Annotated in this window: 18 protein-coding genes and 1 pseudogene; 17 read left to right on the top strand and 2 right to left on the bottom strand. The window is 50.8% G+C overall.

Translation table 11 applies throughout. The features are described from left to right. Nucleotides 1–11 precede the first annotated feature (11 nt). Together MPL1_RS04245 and MPL1_RS04240 are read right to left on the bottom strand one after the other, a co-directional pair. Nucleotides 12–449: pseudogene (locus MPL1_RS04245) on the bottom strand (MFS transporter); the annotation flags it as partial. A gap of 78 nt (nt 450–527) precedes the next feature. After that, a complete protein-coding gene (locus MPL1_RS04240; RefSeq protein WP_009725892.1) occupies nt 528–2,177 on the bottom strand; it encodes an inorganic phosphate transporter in 1,650 nt (549 codons plus the stop codon). A gap of 139 nt (nt 2,178–2,316) precedes the next feature. Here MPL1_RS04240 and dsbD point away from each other — a divergent pair, with 139 nt between their 5' ends. The 17 genes from dsbD (at nt 2,317) to MPL1_RS04155 (ending at nt 22,287) form a co-directional block, all read left to right on the top strand. Continuing rightward, nucleotides 2,317–4,164, top strand: coding sequence for a protein-disulfide reductase DsbD (gene dsbD / locus MPL1_RS04235; RefSeq protein ID WP_009725891.1), 1,848 nt, complete (start codon nt 2,317–2,319; stop codon nt 4,162–4,164). A gap of 126 nt (nt 4,165–4,290) precedes the next feature. Next, nucleotides 4,291–4,722: a type II 3-dehydroquinate dehydratase gene (gene aroQ / locus MPL1_RS04230; RefSeq protein ID WP_009725890.1), complete on the top strand. Its 432-nt coding sequence runs from the start codon at nt 4,291–4,293 to the stop codon at nt 4,720–4,722. Between the two features lie 30 nt (nt 4,723–4,752). Further along, nucleotides 4,753–5,214, top strand: coding sequence for an acetyl-CoA carboxylase biotin carboxyl carrier protein (accB, locus tag MPL1_RS04225; RefSeq protein WP_009725889.1), 462 nt, complete (start codon nt 4,753–4,755; stop codon nt 5,212–5,214). A gap of 41 nt (nt 5,215–5,255) precedes the next feature. Continuing rightward, a complete protein-coding gene (gene accC, locus MPL1_RS04220; protein ID WP_009725888.1) occupies nt 5,256–6,596 on the top strand; it encodes an acetyl-CoA carboxylase biotin carboxylase subunit in 1,341 nt (446 codons plus the stop codon). Between the two features lie 14 nt (nt 6,597–6,610). After that, nucleotides 6,611–7,489, top strand: coding sequence for a 50S ribosomal protein L11 methyltransferase (gene prmA / locus MPL1_RS04215; RefSeq protein WP_009725887.1), 879 nt, complete (start codon nt 6,611–6,613; stop codon nt 7,487–7,489). Then, nucleotides 7,482–8,483 (top strand): tRNA dihydrouridine synthase DusB, encoded by a 1,002-nt coding sequence (dusB, locus tag MPL1_RS04210; RefSeq protein ID WP_009725886.1) that lies wholly within the window; start codon nt 7,482–7,484, stop codon nt 8,481–8,483. Before prmA ends, dusB begins: the two co-directional genes overlap by 8 nt. Next, complete coding sequence (gene fis, locus MPL1_RS04205; protein WP_009725885.1) at nt 8,480–8,770, top strand: DNA-binding transcriptional regulator Fis; 291 nt, start codon at nt 8,480–8,482, stop codon at nt 8,768–8,770. Before dusB ends, fis begins: the two co-directional genes overlap by 4 nt. A gap of 25 nt (nt 8,771–8,795) precedes the next feature. Continuing rightward, the gene (gene purH / locus MPL1_RS04200) at nt 8,796–10,361 is read left to right on the top strand and encodes a bifunctional phosphoribosylaminoimidazolecarboxamide formyltransferase/IMP cyclohydrolase (protein ID WP_009725884.1); all 1,566 of its coding nucleotides are present in this window, start codon (nt 8,796–8,798) and stop codon (nt 10,359–10,361) included. 9 nt (nt 10,362–10,370) lie between these two features. Continuing rightward, a complete protein-coding gene (locus MPL1_RS04195) occupies nt 10,371–13,004 on the top strand; it encodes a class I adenylate cyclase (protein WP_009725883.1) in 2,634 nt (877 codons plus the stop codon). Nucleotides 13,005–13,168: 164 nt separating this feature from the next. Next, nucleotides 13,169–14,197, top strand: a complete 1,029-nt coding sequence (gene argC / locus MPL1_RS04190) for an N-acetyl-gamma-glutamyl-phosphate reductase (RefSeq protein WP_009725882.1) — start codon at nt 13,169–13,171, stop codon at nt 14,195–14,197. Beyond that, nucleotides 14,198–14,887, top strand: a complete 690-nt coding sequence (locus MPL1_RS04185; RefSeq protein ID WP_009725881.1) for a DUF6776 family protein — start codon at nt 14,198–14,200, stop codon at nt 14,885–14,887. Nucleotides 14,888–14,900: 13 nt separating this feature from the next. Then, entirely contained in the window at nt 14,901–15,350 is a 450-nt protein-coding gene (locus MPL1_RS04180; RefSeq protein WP_009725880.1) for a bactofilin family protein, read from the top strand. Nucleotides 15,351–15,418: 68 nt separating this feature from the next. Beyond that, nucleotides 15,419–15,763 carry an iron-sulfur cluster insertion protein ErpA gene (gene erpA / locus MPL1_RS04175; protein WP_009725879.1) on the top strand — a complete coding sequence of 115 codons (345 nt, stop codon included), beginning with the start codon at nt 15,419–15,421 and terminating at the stop codon, nt 15,761–15,763. A 203-nt stretch (nt 15,764–15,966) separates the two neighbouring features. Continuing rightward, nucleotides 15,967–16,575, top strand: coding sequence for a TetR/AcrR family transcriptional regulator (locus tag MPL1_RS04170; RefSeq protein WP_009725878.1), 609 nt, complete (start codon nt 15,967–15,969; stop codon nt 16,573–16,575). A 10-nt stretch (nt 16,576–16,585) separates the two neighbouring features. Next, nucleotides 16,586–17,758 (top strand): efflux RND transporter periplasmic adaptor subunit, encoded by a 1,173-nt coding sequence (locus MPL1_RS04165; protein WP_009725877.1) that lies wholly within the window; start codon nt 16,586–16,588, stop codon nt 17,756–17,758. A gap of 3 nt (nt 17,759–17,761) precedes the next feature. Next, entirely contained in the window at nt 17,762–20,899 is a 3,138-nt protein-coding gene (locus MPL1_RS04160) for an efflux RND transporter permease subunit (RefSeq protein WP_009725876.1), read from the top strand. Beyond that, entirely contained in the window at nt 20,896–22,287 is a 1,392-nt protein-coding gene (locus tag MPL1_RS04155) for an efflux transporter outer membrane subunit (RefSeq protein WP_009725875.1), read from the top strand. The genes MPL1_RS04160 and MPL1_RS04155 overlap by 4 nt, the downstream gene beginning before the upstream one ends. Nucleotides 22,288–22,406: the final 119 nt, after the last annotated feature.

Genomic DNA, 22,406 nt, shown 5'->3' with positions numbered 1-22,406 from the left:
GCCGGTCATCAGGCAATCCATCGATACAAGGTCGACTGCTGATCATCGGCAACCAGCATCTTAATGCTGGATTTAGCACTCATCTTGTTGAGGTCTTTGGCAATGCCCGACAAGGCCTGTGCCACCATTACATAAGCGACTGATAACCATTGCGGATCGACCAGCAACATCGACAAGGCAATGACTTGCAGCAATAACCCAAGGTGCATGGTGACATTCAGCCCCAATCGCGCCGCCAGCCAGCCACCGATCAGATTGGTGACAATGCCAAAAAACTCGTACAGCACAAACAGCATTGCCACTTCCAGCGGACTGTAACCAAGCTGATGGAAATAAAGCACGACCAGCATACGAAGTGCGCCATCTGAAATGGTAAAAGTCCAATAGCTGAATGTGATGACAAGATACTGCCTGACATCACGGCTGAGCCCGGAAATAATCTGCAACATAAAAAAAAGCCCGGTGAGATTCCGGGCTTTATCATATCGCTTATGCGCTAAAACGCATATACTCAAAAACGTATATGTTTAACTCATGATGCCTTTGATCATAAAGAAGATACAGGCAGATAATACCGCAGCGGATGGCACGGTAATCAGCCAGGCGGTGACAATTTTCTTGATCATGTCACGCTTAACGTACAAGGTTTTTTGTTCTTTTTTGAGTGTTTTCTTGGTTTTTTTGATGATGCCTTCTTCTTCATCAATCAAACGGTACAGCTCGGTAATGCGCTGATAATCCTGCATGGTCTTGTTCTCTTTAACCTGCAGGCTGGTCAGTTCATTTTTCAATGCATTGAGCTGTCTTTTCTCGTCTTCAAGCTCGGCTTTTTCACGGGCGATTTCAAACTCAATTCGACTTGAAGAATCCAGCCATTCTCGCAGGAAGCCCACCCCGAACACCCCGCCAATGGTGACGTGAGTGGTACTGATCGGCAGGCCAAGCTGACTGGCAATAATGACCGTCACTGCTGCAGCCATGGCAATCGAATAGGCGCGCATTTGATCAAGCTCGGTAATTTCACCGCCGACGGTACGGATCAGACGCGGCCCATACAGGGCGAGACCAATGGCAATACCAAAAGCACCGACGGCCATGACCCATAACGGAATCCCGGCTGTTCCGGTAATGCCTCCGGTTTTGACCGCTTCATTAATCGCCGCCAAGGGACCAATCGCATTCGCCACATCATTGGCACCATGCGCAAAACTCAGCAACGCCGCAGCAAAAATCAACGGGATGGTAAACATCACATTGATGCTGTTGCGGTTATTTTCCATATTCGGTGCCCGGTCACTGACCCATTTTTTGACCAGCAGATAAATCGAACCACCCAGCGCAAAACCAATCATCATGGCGACAAAAAAGCTTGGTTTGCCCACAGGTTCGGCATTGACCAAAGGCAGGTGATTCACCAGCTCAATCACTTTGGGCCAGATTTGTGACAAGCCTTTCATCACCAGATAAGTGGTGAATGCCCAGGCCATCAACGCCACATATATCGGAACCCATCGTGTGGCAGCACTTAACTTATCTTCTTTGAAGATAATGGTTTTTTTGATGGCAAATAAAAACAGAGCCGCTATCACGCCCCCCATCACCGGTGAAATAACCCATGAGCTGGCAATGCGTCCCATGGTCCACCAGTCGACAATGTGAAAACCGGCAGCAGCCATGCCAGCACCCATCACCCCACCCACTATCGAGTGTGTGGTCGACACCGGTGCACCGGCCATGGTCGCCAGATTGAGCCAAAGCGCAGCCGCCAATAAAGCCGCCATCATGGCCCAGATAAAGCTGTCGGTATCATCGCCAAAAGCACGAATATCGATAATGCCGTTTTTGATGGTTGAAACAACTTCACCACCAGCAATAAAGGCACCTGCGGCCTCAAAGATCATGGCGATAACAATCGCCCCGCCCATGGTCAGTGCCCGAGACCCCACTGCCGGTCCAACATTGTTGGCGACGTCATTGGCGCCGATATTCATGGCCATATAGCCACCAAATACCGCCGCAATGGCCAGGAACATATTGTTAGGAACACCACCACTGGTGGCGAAACTATAGATTAGAACCAGGACCAGGAAGAACAGTGCAAAGCCGATACGAGCCATTTCAGTATGGCTTTTCTTGAACGCTTGCTTCTCAAGCTGATGGATGGTTTTTATTTCCACGAGAAACCTGTGATGTTGTAAACATGGGCGCAATTATTACAGCATTGTGACAATTAGACACCCTCAAGGCTTCACTGAAACAAACCATTGCCTGTTACCATTGTCTGATTGTGACTGCATTTTTGGGCCAAAACCGACAATGAAATTTTTTCTAGTCCTGTTGTTGCTGTTGACCAGTTTCAGCGCTGAAGCGCGCCCGGGCTTGCTTGAAAGCCTTGGCATCAGTCGTTCCGCTGACATGCCTCTGGAAGTTGATGAGGCATTCCGGCTACAAGCTGAAGTCAACGCAGAAAGCGGCATTCGCATTGGCTGGCAAATTGCCGAAGGCAACTATCTATACCGCGACAAAGTTGCTTTTGCGCTGGCCGAAGATTCGCCCTACCAGCTTGCACCCTATCAACTGCCGGCAGGCACACCCAAATACGATGAGTTTTTCGGACAGACGGAAGTGTATCTGGATGATGTGTTTGTACCCCTAAACATCATCGGAGTCTCAAAAGGTTCAGAAGTCGTATTGAATGTGAGCTTTCAGGGCTGCTCGGAAACCTTTCAGATTTGCTATCCACCGGCCACTCGCACCGTTAGCCTCGAGTTAACCGGCGATGCGGTAGCGCAGACGCAAGCAGACAACTTTATTGACTCAGCATCAACACTGCCTTCGACCAGCAGCACCGGTTCTCAGGAAGTTCAGATAGCCGAGCGCCTGGCTGACGGCAATCTGCTGAAAATTTTGCTGGGATTTTTTGGCTTGGGGCTGCTGCTGACCTTTACGCCCTGCGTGCTACCCATGATCCCCATTTTGTCGAGCATTATTGTCGGCCAGGGCGAACACATCACCACCCGCAGAGCTTTTTTGTTATCGCTCACTTATGTACTGGCAATGTCCCTGACCTATACCGCAGCCGGTGTCGTCAGCGGCATGTTGGGCAGTAATCTGCAACTAATGCTGCAAAATCCCTGGTTGATAGGCAGTTTCACCATTATTTTTGTCTTGCTGGCCTTGTCGATGTTTGGCTTTTACGAACTGCAATTACCCTCTGGCATCCAGCAACGCCTGTATAACTTAAGTCAAAAACAGCGGGGCGGTACCTGGATAGGTGTTGCCATTATGGGTCTGTTGTCCGGTTTGATAGTCGGGCCCTGTCTGGCCCCGCCGCTGGCTGGAGCGTTGCTGTTTATCAGCCAGCATGCTGATCCGGTATTGGGTGGCGCAGCCCTGTTTGCAATGAGCATGGGCATGGGCGTACCGCTACTCATCATTGGCACTTCCGCAGGCAGCATATTGCCCAAAGCCGGTGACTGGATGGTCACTATCAAAGCGGTCTTTGGGGTATTGCTGCTGGCGCTGGCGATCTGGATGCTGGAGCGCATCATTCCGGGCTGGTTGACATTGCTGCTTTGGGGCGCACTGCTGATTATCTCAGCGGTATATCTGGGCGCACTTGAATCATTGGGTATTGATGCCAATGGCTGGCAAAAGCTGTGGAAAGGTGTGGGATTATTGATGCTGATATATGGCAGCTTGCTGGTACTGGGTGCCTCAAGCGGCGGGCAGCATATCTGGCAACCACTGCATGCGCTGGCAGCCACAGAACGTGATACTTCATCACAAGCGCCCTCTGTCGAATTTGTCATGATCGACAGCCTGGAGCAACTGGACCAACAGCTGCAAAGCAGTACCAAGCCAGTGATGCTCGACTTTTATGCCGACTGGTGTACTGATTGTAAAACCATGGAGCTGACCACCTTTCGTGATCCGCAGGTGGTGAGCGCACTGCAGCAATATACCCTGCTCAAAGTGGATTTAACCGACAATACCTCTGCACATCAGGCCATGTTGCGCGAACTCCGGGTGTTTGGGCCACCCACTTTCATTTTCTACGATGCTTTTGGCGAGGAATTACGGCAATACCGACAAGTCGGTCACATTCGGCCCGGGCAAATGCGTGATTTGCTGGCTGAATTGGCATCAGAAATCAATCGATAGACCAATCACAGCCTTTTCGCCGAAAATAGCGACAAAAAGCCGGTTTTTTTGCCAAAAAACTGGACACTTACCTACTGCTGGTGCAAAATCGTCAGCCACATATTTGTCTACAGGCTCGACTCCGTAATGGCGAAATTTCTGCTACTGCATGGCCCAAACCTGAACCTGCTCGGTACCCGTGAGCCGGAAGTCTACGGCCACACCACGCTGGCAGAAATTAACCAAAACCTCACCGAGCAGGCACTCGCCGCAGGCCATCAACTGGAAGCTTTCCAGAGCAATGCTGAACACGAACTGGTCGACCGTATTCACAATGCCCGTGGCAACACCGACTTCATCATTATTAATCCGGCAGCATTTACTCACAGTAGTGTGGCCCTGCGCGATGCGCTGGCTGGAGTAGCCATTCCTTTTATTGAAGTGCATCTCAGCAACGTCCACGCCCGAGAGTCATTTCGTCATCACTCCTACCTGTCGGATCTGGCCGTCGGTGTCATTTGCGGTCTCGGCCCGATGAGCTACCAATTAGCCCTGCAAGCGGCAATTCAAAGAATCTAACCACAAAACCAATTAAAAAGGCGCATATCGATGGATATTCGGAAAATTAAAAAACTGATTGATTTGATCCAGGAATCAGACGTTTCGGAAATCGAAATTTCAGAAGGCGAAGAATCTGTTCGCATCAGCCGACACAGCAGCACTCCAGCACAGCCTGTTAGCTACCATATCCCTGCTGCCGCACCCGCTGCACCGGCTGTTTCATCAGCACCAGCCAGTGTTGAAGCAGCACCTGTCGCCGCTGCCGGACCCGATTTGAGCAATGCGGTACGTTCACCGATGGTTGGCACCTTCTATCGTTCTGCTTCTCCTGAAGCGCCCGCTTTTGTCGAAGTCGGTCAGAAAGTCAGCGTCGGCGACGTGATTTGCATTGTCGAAGCGATGAAAATGTTTAACCAGATTGAAGCTGATCGCAGCGGCACCATCAAGACGATTCTGGTCGAAAACGGCCAGCCGGTTGAATACGACGAACCTCTGTTCATTATCGAGTAATCCCTTGCCTTCAACGCACAACTGCGGACAGACACAACACCATGATTGATAAAATAGTAATCGCCAACCGGGGTGAAATTGCCCTGCGTATTTTGCGAGCCTGCTGGGAGCTGGGTATCAAGACTGTTGCCGTTCACTCTGATGTGGATCGCGATTTGAAACATGTTTTGCTTGCCGATGAGACCGTTTGTATCGGTCCGGCAAAATCCACCGACAGCTATCTCAACATTCCGGCCCTGATCAGCGCTGCTGAAATCACCGATGCCACAGCCATTCATCCTGGTTACGGATTCCTGTCAGAAAATGCCGATTTCGCTGAACGTGTTGAACAAAGCGGCTTTATTTTCATTGGCCCTCGCGCCGAAACCATCCGCATCATGGGTGACAAGGTCGAAGCCATCAAAGCAATGAAAGCCGCTGGCGTGCCTTGTGTACCCGGCTCGGATGGCCCACTCGGCGACGATGATGCCACCAACCTGCGACTGGCTCGTGAAATTGGTTACCCGATCATCATCAAAGCTGCAGGCGGTGGCGGTGGCCGCGGCATGCGTGAAGTCCATTCGGAAGCACACTTGCTGAATGCTATCTCCATGACCCGCAGCGAAGCCAAGGCGGCTTTCAGCAACGATATGGTGTACATGGAGAAATTCCTGGAGAACCCTCGTCATATCGAGTTCCAGGTACTGGCCGACCAGCATGGCAACGCGATTCATCTTGGTGAACGTGATTGCTCGATGCAGCGCCGTCACCAGAAAGTTGTTGAAGAAGCACCTGCGCCAGGCATTACTGAAGAAATGCGCCAGCGCATGGGTAAAATCTGCGCCGATGCCTGTCGTCGCATTGGTTACCGCGGAGCAGGCACCTTTGAGTTCTTGTATCAGGACGGTGAGTTCTACTTCATCGAAATGAATACACGTATTCAGGTCGAGCACCCGGTGACCGAGCGCGTCACCGATACTGATTTGGTGCTGGAACAAATTCGAATCGCTGCCGGTGAACCACTGTCATTAAAACAGGAAGACATCAAAATTCGTGGTCACGCCATTGAATGTCGAATAAACGCCGAAGACCCTCGCACCTTCATGCCAAGCCCTGGCATGGTCAGTCAGTATCATGCACCCGGTGGCCCTGGCATTCGCATTGATTCACATCTATACAGTGGCTACAAGGTTCCACCTAACTACGACTCCTTGATTGGCAAACTGATTGCCTACGGCAATACCCGTGAGTCCGCGATTAAACGCATGCAAACAGCCTTGAAAGAGATCGCCATCGAAGGTATTAAGACCAATATCCCACTGCAGCGGGACATCATGGACGATACGCATTTTCAGACAGGTGGTACCAATATCCACTACCTTGAGAAAAAGCTCGGGCTGTAACGGCTCGCTTCGCCATGGCTTGGATTCAAGTAATTTTCAGCAGCTCACCTGCTGATGCCGAGCAGCTTTCAGATGTGCTCAGCGAGGCAGGTGCCAGCGCTGTCACCTTTGAGGACAGCGCGGATCAACCCATCTACGAACCAGCACTCGGTGAAACGCCTTTGTGGTCAGAAACCCGGGTTATCGGTTTGTTTGATGCGGCCGTCGACTGTCAGGCTTTACTTGAAGATATCGCCACACAACTCTCGCCCGCCAAACTGCCAGAGTATCGAATCGAGGCAGTTGAAGACAAAGACTGGGAACGTGAGTGGATGGATAACTTTCATCCGATGTGTTTCGGAGAGCGTCTCTGGATTGTGCCAAGTTGGCGACAAGCACCAGCCCCTGAAGCCCTCAACATCCTGCTTGATCCAGGTCTTGCTTTTGGTACTGGCACGCATCCCACCACGGCACTGTGTCTTGAGTGGCTGGATACTGTTGGCGATTTAACCGGTAAAACGGTCATCGACTATGGCTGTGGCAGCGGCATTCTGGCAATTGCGGCCGGATTGTTAGGCGCAAAACGAATCATCGCGGTGGATAATGACCCGCAGGCACTGGAAGCGACGCAGAGCAATGCAGAGCGTAACCAGGTCACCATTGAGACTTATCTTCCTCAAGACTGTCCGACCATTGAATGCGATCTGCTGCTGGCCAATATTCTCGCTGGGCCGCTGCATGCATTGGCGCCGTTATTTGCCGAACTGACCGCACCCTCGGCTGATCTTGTGCTGTCAGGCATTCTCGATATTCAGGCAGAACAGCTTAAGCAGCATTACCAGCAATGGTTCACCATGCAAGCAGCCACCTTCAAACAGGAATGGACTCGCTTGACGGGCACTCGCCATGCATGAGGATGCGCTAAAAATCGGCAACTACACGCTGCCGAACCGACTGTTTCTAGCCCCGATGGCCGGGGTCACTGACCGGCCGTTTCGTCAGTTATGCCGCACACTCGGGGCTGGCATGGCAGTGTCTGAAATGATCACCGCTAACAAATCCTTATGGGCCAGTAAAAAGTCACTGCTCCGAGCCAATCATGAAGGCGAACCTGAACCGCGCAGCGTGCAAATCGCAGGCGCAGATCCGCAAATGATGGCAGAAGCTGCCCGGCATAATGTTGATCAGGGCGCGCATATCATCGATATCAACATGGGTTGCCCCGCCAAAAAAGTCTGCAATGTGATGGCCGGTTCAGCCTTGTTGCAAAATGAAAAGCTGGTCGCCGACATCGTTGAAGCCGTGGTCAATGCTGTGAATGTACCCGTTACCCTGAAAATCAGAACTGGCTGGGATCGGCACAACCGCAACGGTATTCGTATCGCAAAACTGGCCGAAAATGCCGGTATTCAGGCACTTGCTGTGCATGGGCGTACCCGTGAAGACGCCTACAAAGGTGAGGCTGAATACGACACTATTGCCTCGATCAAAGCGGCCATTTCCATTCCGGTGATTGCCAATGGCGACATCGACAGCCCGGAAAAAGCCGCACAGGTACTTGAATATACCGGTGCCGATGGGCTGATGATCGGCCGAGCGGCTCAGGGTAATCCATGGATATTCAGAGAAATCCAACATTTTCTGGATCATCGGGAACTTTTGCCGCAACCAGCACATGATGAGATACGCAAGGTCTTGATTGCACACCTGCACACACTGTACGATTTCTACGGTGAATACAGCGGCGTTCGGATGGCACGGAAACATATTGCCTGGTACAGCAAAGGATTACGCAACGGTAACGCCTTCAGACAGCAGATAAATCTGCTTGAACACTCAGAACAACAACTCGCCTATACTGAGCAGTTCTTTGCACAGTTGACCGAACAGGACTTTATTGCCGCATGAACAATGCATTGCAAAACACAGAAACTGACAGTATTGAGCTGGGTGTTGCCGGTGAACAGCAACATGAACCGCTCAGCACCTGTGTCGCAAATGCCTTGCATGCCTACTTCGAGCAGCTAAATGGCCATTCAGCCGCCAACCTCTACGAAATGCTGATCACCGAAGTCGAAGTACCTTTACTCAAAGCAACGCTCCAACATACGCAAGGCAATCAAAGTCTCGCGGCACAGATCCTCGGTATCAATCGCGGCACGCTGCGAAAAAAACTCAAGCAATACGGCTTGTAAGAATTTCTAAACTTCCGGAACCATCATGAACAAGATCCATCGAGCACTGCTGAGCGTGTCAGACAAGACAGGTATTGTCGAACTGGCACAAAGTCTTCACCAATCCGGTGTTGAACTGCTATCCACGGGCGGCACCGCCAAACTGCTGGCTGAAGCCGGTTTGCCTGTCAAAGAAGTTTCCCAACACACCGGTTTCCCGGAAATGATGGATGGCCGAATCAAGACGCTGCATCCGAAGATTCACGGCGGCTTGCTGGGCAGACGCGGCACCGATGATGCCATCATGCAGCAACACGATATCACCCCGATTGATCTGGTCGTGGTCAACCTGTATCCGTTTGCCGCCACGGTGGCGAAAGCTGACTGCACTCTGCCAGATGCCATTGAAAACATTGATATCGGTGGTCCCACCATGTTGCGCGCAGCCGCTAAAAACCACGCCGATGTCACCGTACTGATCGATCCGGCTGACTATTCACGTGTGATTGAACAAATTCAGCAAACCGGCGGCGTTGACGATGCCACACGTTTTGATTTGGCGGTTAAGACATTCGAACACACCGCGCAATACGACGGAATGATCGCCAACTACCTCGGGGCCATCAGCCAGGGCGGTGAAAACACCCAGTTTCCGCGCACCTTCAACAGCCAGTTCCAGAAAAAGCAGGACATGCGCTACGGCGAAAACCCTCATCAAAAAGCTGCTTTTTATGTCGAAAGTCAGCCAGAAAGCGGATCGATTGGCGCTGCCACACAACTGCAAGGCAAAGAGCTGTCCTACAACAATATTGCTGACACCGATGCGGCATTGGAATGTGTCAAAGCCTTCGCCGAACAGCCTGCCTGTGTCATCGTCAAACATGCCAATCCATGCGGCGTGGCCACCGGCCCGGATTTACTGAGCGCCTATGACAGGGCCTATCAAACCGACCCGACCTCGGCTTTTGGCGGCATTATCGCCTTTAACCGCGAACTGGATGCAGTCACCGCACAAGCGATCATCGACCGACAGTTTGTTGAAGTCATCATCGCCCCCTCAGTCAGTGATGAAGCCAAGCGTGTGATCAGCCAGAAAGCCAATGTGCGTTTGCTGGTGTGCGGTGATATGCCCTCGGCAGCTGTCGCGGGGCTTGATTTCAAACGTGTGACCGGTGGTCTGCTGGTTCAGGATCGCGATATTCAACTGGTCACAGAAGCTGAATTAAAAGTAGTGACTCAAAAGCACCCCGATCCGGCACAGCTCCGCGACTTGTTGTTTGCCTGGCGCGTCGCAAAATTCGTCAAATCCAACGCCATTGTCTATGCCAAGGATCAACAAACGGTCGGCATTGGTGCAGGCCAGATGAGCCGCGTCGTCAGCAGCCGAATTGCAGGCATCAAGGCCAATGATGCTGGTCTGACCGTACCGGGTGCTGTGATGGCTTCGGATGCCTTTTTCCCATTCCGTGATGGTTTGGATGCCGCAGCCGAGGCCGGTATCAGTGCAGTGATCCAACCCGGTGGCTCAATGCGCGATGATGAAGTCATCGCGGCAGCTGATGAACATGGTATCGCCATGGTGTTCACTGGCATGCGTCATTTCAGACACTAAAAGTGAGCCGTGGATCGCGCCCGTGCCCTGAAGTATTTCCAGTCTGCCAATCAAGCACGATTTGAGCGACTGAGACAGCTTGCGCCTTCAAGCCAGCAGCCGTTTTATGCGCTGCTGGCTTTTTTGTTTCACGCCAATCACAAATTACTGCCGGGATATGTCAGTGATGAGGCGCCTGTCGGCATCATGGATTACCGGCCAGACAGCCTGGCGCTCAATGCGGCTATCAGTCTGCACAAAACTTTTAATTACAAGCATAAAACCTTGCGACGATATGCGCTTCGGGGCATCTACTTGCTCAATCCGCAAGGAAATTTCAGCTATCCATCGCCATGCCGCTTGAGCTTGTGGCTGGTGCACACTGGTCGAATGAGCACTGAACAGCTTGAGCTATTGCAACGCAAAACTGAGGCGATCCTGGCTTGGGCAGCGCAACTTGGCATCGTGATTGATTATCGATTGTTTGCTGAGGCTGAGCTTCAATCAACCGCAGGTCCCACCGGGCTTGAGCTGGATGCGTTCTACAGTAGCGGTATGGTGCTGGCTGGCAGTGTGCCGCTGTGGTGGCTGACATCCTCAGAAGAAGACCGTCTCCACGATCAACATAGCCGGGAGCTTATTAATCAGCGGGTGTTTACCGAATTCAGTTTCCTTGATTTTTCTTTACCCGCAGCTATCACGGCAATGGAATATTTTTCCGAGGCAGAGCAGGCCTTGCTGGCAGTGATGCAGCAAGGCCTGACCAAACTGCCTGAATTACTGTTCCAGGTTCAACAGTTACAACGGTTCCCCGAGGTTGAGCTGCTTAGCAGCCGATCAAAAAATCTCATCGATCCGGCAGCCGATCCACTGTTGATTGACCCGCTCATGCTCAAATATCAGTCACTGATTGATGCTGAAACCGAACACCGTGAAATTTTACAGTCCGCCATTCATCAGCGTGCACGCGAAGCACTGTCGAAAACGGTACAAAAACCGGCACATCCCTGGCGACGGCTGTTTGTGCAGAAATTATGCGAGTCCTGGCAATGGTCGGACCGCCGTATTGAGACTGAAGATCTACGAATGCAGGGCCATTACCGGCAACGCCAATCCGACTGGCAGCAATGCCAGAATTTTCTGACAAGCGCTTTGTCATCGTGTCAGCAATTTGCCCTGAAACATGATTTGGCGGTCAGCGAACAATTACAAACGCTCAGCAGACATCTGAATTTGTGGACGGCGCAAGTGGTCGCTGGTCGATTACCCGTATTACCACCATTACAACAACCGGTGCAGGCAGAAGAACAACTTCAGCTAAGTCGAGCCTCTGCAGCAGACAGCCACTGGCAACTTTTTGCTGTGAACGACCATGAGCCTTTGTTTTCTTCTGAACATCTGCTGGAAGTACTGGCCTTTGCTGTGGTCAACAAAATACTGGACCGCAGCAGCTTGATCAGAATCAATGATGCTCAGCAGCGCACCAGCAGCGATTTAATCAGAGCGCTCAGTCAACGCCTGATTCGCAGCGCATTGGCTGAGGGCAGCCAATGGTGCTCAATGGAAAATTTGATCAAAACCAGTGGCTTTAATCAATTGATGATTTTTGCCAATATCGGCCAGGCTGCTCATGACGCCCTGAGTGAACAAGGCTTGAAAGTCAGCAGTCGCCAGGATGATCCGCTCAGTTACAGTTCCAACCAGATCTCGCTGATCAGTCGACTTGAAATGATGATACGTGCAGCTGATGGGCAGTGGCATTATCAGTTATTTGATGGCCCAAACGCGATAAGCGAGATGCTGGCCGCCATATTGAGATGGTCGCCAACAGATTTCTTCGCAGCGTCATTGTCCACAGACTGCATGACCGAACTCTATGGCAATCAAATCGCTGAGCGACTTCAACAACTGACCAGACACTGTCTCGAACACTATCAACGCTTTCCACAAGCTGGCCGTTACCTGTTGCCTCTGCGCGATCGACTGGTTCAGCTTGATTGGCAGCCGGGCAATATTGACTCTCAGCTTTTACCGGCGAGTATGACCGTCACTCAGTGGTTGGCCCAGCCACGAGATGAATTCCATGGCCATGCCGTCGATGTTCGACTGGATCCGCAGGGCCTCTATCGGCTGCTGGCCAATGCCCAGTCTACTGCTCAGATAAGTTGTTTTTTGAGGCTGGAGACTGAAAAACTGGTGACCTATATTGTTGACGAACACGGTTGTACGCTCACGCACGAATATCAAAACATGAACGAGTCCGCGGTATTGCATCAACTGCAGCTGATGCTGACGCGAATCAAGGAAACAAATTCACTTCAACGACTTCGCTTTTATCGGCTGCGTTATCGTGAACAATGGCAAATCGAGGTATTAACACCACCAGCAAGCAGCCGGGATTATCTGCCTGTTCAAGTTGAATTGAGCAATCACCTGCCCAACGCTGAAATCCGGCTATATTTTGGTGACACCACGTTTAGCGGCAGCGTTGATGATTCAGGGCTTTACCAGCAAATTCGTCAATGGCTGTCGAGCAGGAATACTCGCTTGCCTCTGCAAATCACCCGCATCAGCTTCTCTGATAATCAGTATTACGCGGGAAGTCATTACCTGCTCCAAAAATTCCAGATTGAACGACGGCTCAACCAGTCCTTTACACATTAAATCGCAGCAATAACGGCCAGAAAGATCACAAAATCGGTGCTTCTGGTCGATACAATCTGCGCCTTTTTGTAGCCTGAAAACGCCTGACAAAAAAGCAGACCCTTTCGCTTTGTCAGTGGCTCTTTTATCATGTGCTATTTGCAAGCCACCCCAGAGACGCCCAAATGATCAAAGTTGGAATCGTTGGCGGCACCGGTTACACCGGCGTCGAATTACTCAGACTGCTGGCCTGTCACCCTGAGGTATCACTGCAGGTCATCACATCACGAGCTGAAGCCGGACTACCCGTCAGCGATATGTATCCGAACCTGCGTGGTCATGTTGACCTGAACTTCTCAGAGCCAGATATTGATGCGCTGGCACAGTGTGATGTGGTGTTTTTTGCCACGCCACATACCGTAGCGATGGCAACAGTGCCCGAGTTGTTGCAGCGAGGTGTGCGTGTCATTGATTTATCCGCGGATTTTCGGGTGAAAGATATTGCGCTTTGGGAACGCTGGTACGACGTTAAACACACCTGTCCAGAACTGGTCACTGACGCGGTTTATGGTTTGCCAGAAGTCAATCGGGCAAAGATTCGTGATGCTCAGCTCATTGCTGTGCCGGGTTGTTATCCAACTGCAGTGCAACTTGGATTTCTGCCTCTGCTTGAGGCCGGTGTGGTGAGCAAGGATGGTTTGATTGCCGATGCCAAATCCGGCACTAGTGGCGCAGGCCGCAAAGCTGCCTTAGGCACCCTGCTCACCGAGGCCAGTGAAAATATGAAAGCCTATGCGGTGGCCGGACACCGTCATTTGCCTGAAATATCAGAAGGCCTCAATCACATTGCCGGGCAAACGGTTGACTTCACTTTTGTCCCCCATCTGACGCCTATGATTCGCGGCATTCATGCAACGCTCTACAGCACACTGAATCGCGATGTCGATCTTCAAACGCTGTTTGAGCAGCGTTTTGCTGACGAACCTTTTGTTGATGTCATGCCCGTCGGCTCGCATCCTGAAACTCGCAGTGTCCGAGGCGCAAACGTCTGTCGTATTGCGGTACATCGTCCACAGAATGGCAATACTGTAGTGGTCTTGTCTGTGATCGACAATCTGGTTAAAGGTGCCTCGGGACAAGCGATTCAGAACATGAACATCATGTTCGGCCTGAATGAACGACTCGGCATCAACACTATAGCGACGCTACCTTAAATGTCTGTCAACGATCGCTACGTCATCAGCCCACATCGTCCTCTCAGATGTCTGGGCGTAGCGCTCATCATTGTGCTGCTCACCAACGTGCTGCAGGCCTGGTATCACTATCAGGACTCCTACGACAGCGATTACGCTCTGGCACAATTACAAACACTACATAAGCAAACACTGGCCGATCATCACGAACTGCTCAAACAACAACATCAGTCGCTCAATAGTCTGAGCGATTATCAACAACAACTGGCCTTGCAGACGGCGATGACTGAAGAGCTTGAACTCAGGTTGGGACAGTTGCAGCAGAAAGTGCTTGATTTGAATAAAGAACTGGTCTTTTATCAGACAATCACTCAAGGCAACAGCACCAGCGAATTGCAGATCAGAGAATTCCAACTTCGCAAGGATACGACTGAAGCTGATCAATATCGTTTTAGAATCGTTATCACACAGGGACAGAATCTCAACGACCCGATTACCGGGCAGGTTGAACTGGCACTCAATCACATCAATGCTGATGAAGAGCAAAGCAGCACTACCGCCGCAGAACACAGCCTGAATCTCCGGCATGTTCAAGTATTGGAAGGTGCGTTCAAAACTGAAATGGAAGCCACGCCCCAGTCGATCACGGTCACACTTCGTCAGAATGGCAACACACTGCTGACACGTGATTTTGAATGGCTGCCTGAATAACACGAGGTAAACAATGTTTGGCAAGAAAAAAGGACAAAAAAAACGCAAAAACATGCGTATCGATACACTGATTGGTCAAAACACGCATGTTGAAGGTGACATTATCTTCAGTGGCGGTCTGAGAATTGATGGCAAGGTCAATGGCAATATCTTCATCGATAGTGACGATCAGGCCGTGCTCAGTCTCAGCGAGCGAGGCATTATCAACGGCGAGATTCGCGTGCCCTTCATACTCATCAACGGTGAAGTGAATGGCAACATCTACGCTTCGCAGCATTTGGAATTGTCCTCAGCCGCTAGAGTGACTGGCAATATTTTCTACCAAACACTGGAAATGGCCGTGGGCGCAGAAATCAATGGCCAAATGATTCACATTACGGCTGATCAGGCGGCGGAAACCTTGCAAATCGATAGTTCCAGTGACGATGACAAGCCCAGTTTACACTTGGAAAAACAGGATTAATTCTTGACTAAATTAGTCAGAATTTGCATAATTATTGATCAGAAATTACTTTAAATCCGGAGACTTTCATGACCAGCGAAATGCCTAGCCCAGTAATTTTTACCGATGCGGCGGCCAGCAAAGTCAGTGAACTGATTGCAGATGAAGGCAATGACCAGCTCAAACTGCGTGTCTTTATCACTGGTGGTGGCTGCTCTGGTTTTCAGTACGGCTTCACCTTTGAGGAAACCGTCAGCGAAGGCGACTTTGAAGTGGAAAAAGCAGGCGTGACATTGCTTATCGACCCTGCCAGCTATCAATACCTTGTTGGTGCGGAAATTGACTACACCGATGGTGTTGAAGGTTCACAGTTTGTCATTCGCAACCCAAATGCCACCACTACCTGTGGCTGCGGTTCATCATTCTCACCCTAGCATTACAAAATACAGGCCGGCAGTTTTTTGACTGCCGGCCAACCCCAAATCCCCCTAGTCCGACCTATCCTGCACGATCCTCCTTGATTACCCAGCCTGACAAGCAATTGGCTCAGAATTTCACCTGATTTCAAAAAAATGCTTTACATGGTTATTTTTTAGTCACATAATGAATGAACGTTCATTCAGTTAAGTTGTTAACAATGATTCTCAATAAATCACAAGTGATACAGGATAAACGCGAAGCAATACTCGATGCCGCGCTGGATCTACTCGCCAGTTGTGGCTTTCATGGCTTCTCGATCAAACAGCTGGCTGACAAGGCCGGCGTCGCCGCGGGTACCGTTTATCTGTATTTCACAGACCGTGAAGACCTGATTCGCCAACTGCACAGTGAGATTGTACAAACAGTCGCAGAAGCCATTTTTGCCGACAACGAGCCTTCAGCCGATTTGTGGGATCAATATCAGCTAATCTGTCACAACCTTTGGTTGTTTTATCTCGAAAACCCAAGGGTTTTGCTCGCCAAAGCGCAATTCGACCACCTGCCTCCTGCAACACTGCGAAGTGAAATTGAACAGGCTTGGAACCTGTTCAAGCCGCTCAGTGATCTCTACGACAAAGGTCGATCACAAGGCACCATCAAACCACTGTCAAACCATATCTTATTTGGTTTAAGCATTGGCTCTCTCGTATTTATTGCTCGGCATCGATTATTAGGATTCGACGATATTGACTCCGAGCAGTTCGAGTTCGTTATAAAAGCAAGCTGGGATGCCATCAGCACCCAAACAACTGCCAATTTTGAGTAAGGATACGTTCATGCAATTTTCTGGTTTTATTCGCAAAAACAAGCTGATGACAGTGGCGTTTACCAGCTTTCTATTGATGAGTCTCAGTGGCTGCCTGCCATCAAATGCTGATTCAGAGGCTTCGTCTGACTCGGCAGCAGAGGCTCCACCCACAGCAGTTGAAGTTTATGTCGTTGAAAAACAAACCGTCACACTGACCACAACCTTGCCAGGCCGAACGGTTGCTTTTCGCAAGGCAGAAGTTCGCCCCCAAGTGAGCGGTATCATCGAACAGCGCTTGTTTGAAGAAGGCGCTGAAGTTGAAGCAGGCCAACAGCTTTATCAAATTGAACCTGAAACCTATCAGGCCGCCGTGCAAACTGCGCGGGCCTATCTGAGTCGTGCCCAGGCAAATCTGGTTACAACTGAAGCGCGTGAAGAGCGTTACCGCGTACTGTTGGCCGACAGAGCGATCAGCCAACAAGCCTATGATGACGCATTGTCAGAATATGAACAGGCAAAAGCCGAAGTTGCTGTGCGTAAGGCCGAACTTGAAACGGCTGAAATCAATCTGCGCTATACCCGCGTCAATGCACCTATCAGTGGTCAAATAGGCAAATCCAACTTCACCGAAGGTGCGCTTGTCAGTGCCAATCAAGCAGAAGTACTGGCGACGATTCATCAGCTGGATCCGATCTATGTGGATGTCAGTCAGGCATCCAAAGAGCTCATCACTTTGCGTCAGCAGATCATGCAGGGGCTGGTTCGTCAGGAAGGCAGTATTCAAGTGTCCCTTGAACTGGAAAACGGCACAGAGTATCCGCATCAAGGCGAGTTGCAGTTTTCCGAAGTCAACGTTAACGAAAATACTGGCAGCGTGATGATGCGAGCCTTGATGCCAAATCCGGAACAGCTGCTGTTGCCTGGCATGTTTGTCAGAACAACGTTCTACGAAGGGGAGCGTGATAATGCCATTTTGATCCCGCATCGTGCCGTCCAATTTGACCGACAAGGCAATGCCAGCGTCATGCTGGTCAATGCTGACAATGAAATTGAAATTCGCCCTGTAATCACAGAACGTTCACTGGGCAATCGCTGGTTGCTGGGCAATGGACTTGAGGAAGGCGAACGAATTGTCATCGCCGGTCAACAGAAAGTCGGACCGGGCGCAAAAGTGTCGATCGCCGAAAAGCAAAAGGATTAAACTATGGCCAATTTTTTCATCGATCGGCCAGTCTTCGCCTGGGTTATCGCCATTTTGATCATGATGGCCGGTACCCTTGCCATCACTCAATTGCCGGTCTCTCAATATCCTGAAGTTGCACCACCGTCTGTTCAGGTTCGGGCGACTTACCCTGGTGCCTCAGCCAAAACTGTTGAAGATTCGGTAATGCAAATCATCGAACAAAACATGACGGGTATCGACAATGTACTGTACATGTCATCGACCAGTGATTCAGCAGGTATTGGTGAATTGACCATCAGCTTTGAGCCTGGCACCGATCCTGATATTGCTCAGGTACAGGTACAGAACAAGCTGCAAGCAGCGATGCCCCTGCTACCACAAGAAGTGCAGGAACAAGGTATTCGTGTCACCAAATCAGGCATTGGCTTTTTGATGGTGCTGGGTTTTGTGTCTTCTGATGGCACGATGGACAAATATGATATCGCGGACTTTGTTGGCTCGAATATTCAGGAGCCACTCAGCCGAGTGAGCGGCGTCGGCCAGATTCAGATTTTCGGCTCTCAATATGCCATGCGAATTTGGCTGGATGCAGAACGGATGTCGCATTACGGCATTACCACTGACGATGTGGTCAATGCTATTCAGTCGCAGAATGTACAAATCGCTGCCGGTGAGCTTGGGGGTGCCCCGGCAGTTACGGGGCAGGAATTCAACGCCAGTATTGTGGTGCAAACACGACTTGAGACACCTGAAGAGTTTCGCAATATCTTGCTTCGGGTAAACGATGACGGTTCTCAACTTCGTATCGGTGACATTGCCCGGGTTGAACTAGGCGGTGAAAACTATCAGTTTGAAACCGAATACAATCGTCAGCCAGCTACTGGATTGGCTGTGACGCTGGCCGCAGGAGCCAATGCACTAGAGACGGCACAGGCTGTCAGAGATCGTATCGATCAGCTTCAACCCTTCTTTCCCGAAGGTCTTGAGGTAGTTTATCCGTACGATACAACACCGTTTGTACGCATTTCCATTATGGGCGTTGTGCAAACACTGATAGAAGCGGTCATTCTGGTGTTTCTGGTGATGTATCTGTTCCTGCAGAACCTTCGTGCCACGCTGATCCCGACCATAGCAGTGCCGGTGGTACTACTGGGAACATTTGGCATTCTGTATGCCTTTGGGTTCACTATCAACGTATTAACCATGTTTGCCATGGTGCTGGCCATAGGACTATTGGTCGATGATGCGATTGTGGTGGTGGAAAACGTTGAGAGGGTGATGCACGAGGATGATTTATCGCCGCGCGAGGCCACTCGAAAATCGATGGGCCAGATTACCAGTGCACTGATTGGCATTACTCTGGTGATTTCTGCGGTATTTATTCCGATGGCTTTCTTTGGAGGCTCAACCGGGGTTATCTACCGGCAATTCTCCATTACGGTGGTCTCCGCAATGATCCTCTCGGTATTTGTCGCTTTGACCTTAAGCCCGGCCCTTTGCGCCACCATGCTGAAAAAAACGGATGCCGGTCATTATGACCGTAAAGGATTTTTTGGCTGGTTTAACCGCAGCTTTGACAAAATGAGCAACGGCTATCAGGGCAGTGTTCGCCATATTCTGGGGCGAAGTGGTCGTTATATGCTGCTATATGCATTGATTGTCGGCATTCTGGCGATTTTGTTTATGCGTCTGCCCGGTGCATTTCTTCCAGATGAAGATCAGGGCATCATCTTCACCCAGATGACTTTACCGGTGAATGCCTCGAAAGAACGTTCCATGGAGGTGATGGACCGCATCGAAGACTTTTATCTGGACGAGGAAGCAGATAACGTCAGTTCGGTATTTTCAGTCATCGGTTTCAGTTTTGCCGGTCGTGGACAGAATAACGGTATCGCTTTTGTCAACATGAGAGACTGGAGTGAACGCAAAGATCCACAACAACATGTTCAGGCAATCGCTGGCCGGGCCATGGGAGCATTCAGTCAATTCAAGGATGCAATGGTGTTCCCATTTGTACCGCCTCCTATCATCACGCTGGGTACGGCGACCGGTTTCAATATGCATTTGCAGGATCTCGGCGGTCAAGGGCATGAAGCATTGATGGATGCTCGCAACATGCTGCTCGGACTGGCCTCACAAGAACCACGGCTGCAGGGCGTCCGTCCCAACGGTCAGGAAGATACACCCCAATTCAAGCTGGATATCGATCACGAAAAAGCGGCTGCTTTCGGGGTATCACTGAGTGAGATCAATCGTACCTTCAGTACTGTCTGGGCCTCCAGTTATGTGAATGACTTTATAGACCGGGAACGTATCAAGCGGGTTTATGTTCAGGGGGAACCGCAATACCGGATGATGCCTGAAGATGTCGCCCATTGGTATGTGCGTAACCATCAGGACGAAATGGTGCCACTGTCGGCGGTCACCAGTGGCCGGTGGATCTATGGCTCGCCCAGACTTGAACGTTATAACGGCGTATCTTCGGTCAATATTCAAGGTCAAGGTGCACCCGGCGTCAGCTCCGGCGAAGCCATGCAGATCATGGAAAGCTTGATGGAACAATTGCCTCCGGGCTTTGGTCTGGAATGGACAGGCGTATCGCTGCAAGAACGACAATCAGGTTCACAGGCCCCCATGTTGTATGCCATCTCGATTCTAGTCGTTTTCCTGTGCCTGGCAGCCTTGTATGAAAGCTGGTCAGTGCCCTTTGCAGTGATGCTGGTGGTGCCCCTGGGGGTTATTGGTGCTGTGATATTTGCATTAAGTCGCGGGATGTCCAATGACGTGTTCTTCCAGGTGGGGCTGTTAACCACCATCGGGCTAGCCTCTCGAAACGCGATTCTGATTGTTGAATTTGCCAAAACACTCTACGAGGACGGAATGTCACTGGTCGATGCCACTTTGGAAGCTGTGCGAATGAGGCTCCGTCCAATCGCCATGACGGCGTTGACCTTCATGCTGGGTGTCACGCCATTAATGATTGCAACCGGTGCCGGTTCCGCGGCGCAAAATGCGATCGGCACTGGCGTCTTTGGGGGTATGTTCAGCGCAACATTACTGGCCATTTTCTTCGTGCCACTGTTTTTTGTACTGGTCTTCAGGCTATCTGCACGTCTCAAGAGATCCACATCATCCACCGCTCAGGGAGAAGCTATATGAAATTCAGCCGCATCACGCTGACAATGGGCAGTCTTGTACTGCTGTCGGCTTGCTCATTGGCCCCGGTGCATGAAACACCCGATATGTCCGTCGCTGACAGACTAGGCAGTGCCAGTACCGAGACACCCCCGGCCAGAGAAATTGCCTGGCAGGACTTTTATCAAAACCCACAACTCAAAACGCTGATTAGCAAAGCGCTCAGCAATAATCACGACCTGCGAACAGCGGCCCTGCGCGTTGAACAGGTACGCGCTCAATATCGAATCCGTGAAGCAGATCGCTTTCCACCGCTGGATGGCAACGCAGCCATCAGCCGACAACGCTCACCGGCCGCGATGAGTTTTGTCAACAACAGTCAGGTGGTTGATCAATACTCCGTTGGTGTCGGCATTGCCAGTTGGGAAATTGATATCTTCGGACGTATTCGTAATCTCAGCGAACAGGCGCTACAGGAATTTTTTGCCAGTCAATCAGCCAGAGATAGTGTGCAACTGAGTTTGATTGCCGAGGTCGCAGATACCTTCTACAGCTGGCACAGCGACACTGCACAGCTCAAACTGGCTGAAAATACCCGCGATGCGCGTGCCGAAAGTTATCAGCTGATTCAGCAACGTTTTGATAATGGACTGGCCTCAGAACTGGAACTGAGGCAGGCCGAAACGCTGTTGCATAGTGCCAGGGTTGACGTTGCTCGCTTTCAGCAGCAACTCAATCAACGCTTTACCGCGTTACAGCTATTGGTAGCAGAAACTCTGGACAGCTCCGACTGGCAAGCAGATGAAACCTTGCTCGACTTTGCCGAACTGCCTGCCGATCTGGATTCAGAAACCCTGCTGCAACGCCCAGATGTCATTGAGGCCGAATACCGCCTGAAAGCTGCCAATGCAAATATCGGTGCCGTTCGGGCTGAGTTTTTCCCTCGAATAAGCCTGACCAGCAGTCTTGGTTTGTTGGGCACCAGTCCGGCGAATATGCTCAATACCTCTGCAAGAAGCTGGCAAATATCACCACAACTGACCGTGCCTATCATTGACTGGGGGCGAAATCAGGCACAACTGGATGTGGCTGAGCTGGAGCGAGAAATTCTGATTGTGCAATATCAGCAAGTCCTGGAACAGGCCTTCAAGGAAGTGCATGACGAACTGCAAGCTCAGCAAACGCTTGATGATCAGCTGCATGCACTGCAGGATCTGACACTGGCCTCAAAAAGAGGCCTGGAGCTGGCCGAATTGCGTTACGAGCAAGGGCTGGACAGTTACCTTGAAGTACTCGATGCGCAGCGAACGGTACTGGATGCTCAACAATCCGAGATTAGCGTCAAACTTGCCAGAACCCGCAATCAACTGACGCTATACAAGGCCATGGGTGGTGGTTTGATGACCCACTAACCCCAGCTGCAAACTGGTCAAATCACAAAGCCCGTGATCATTTTATGCTCATGGGCTTTTTTGACTTTGACGGGATCATTGTTATCTTAGATGGCGACAATACAGTCGACACTTCAAAG

Origin of the sequence: Methylophaga lonarensis MPL (assembly GCF_000349205.1) — a bacterium.
In the GTDB taxonomy this organism is placed as follows: Bacteria; Pseudomonadota; Gammaproteobacteria; order Nitrosococcales; family Methylophagaceae; genus Methylophaga; species Methylophaga lonarensis.
Note: the sequence above shows the minus strand (reverse complement) of the source record. Positions and strands in the feature narration are given on the sequence as shown.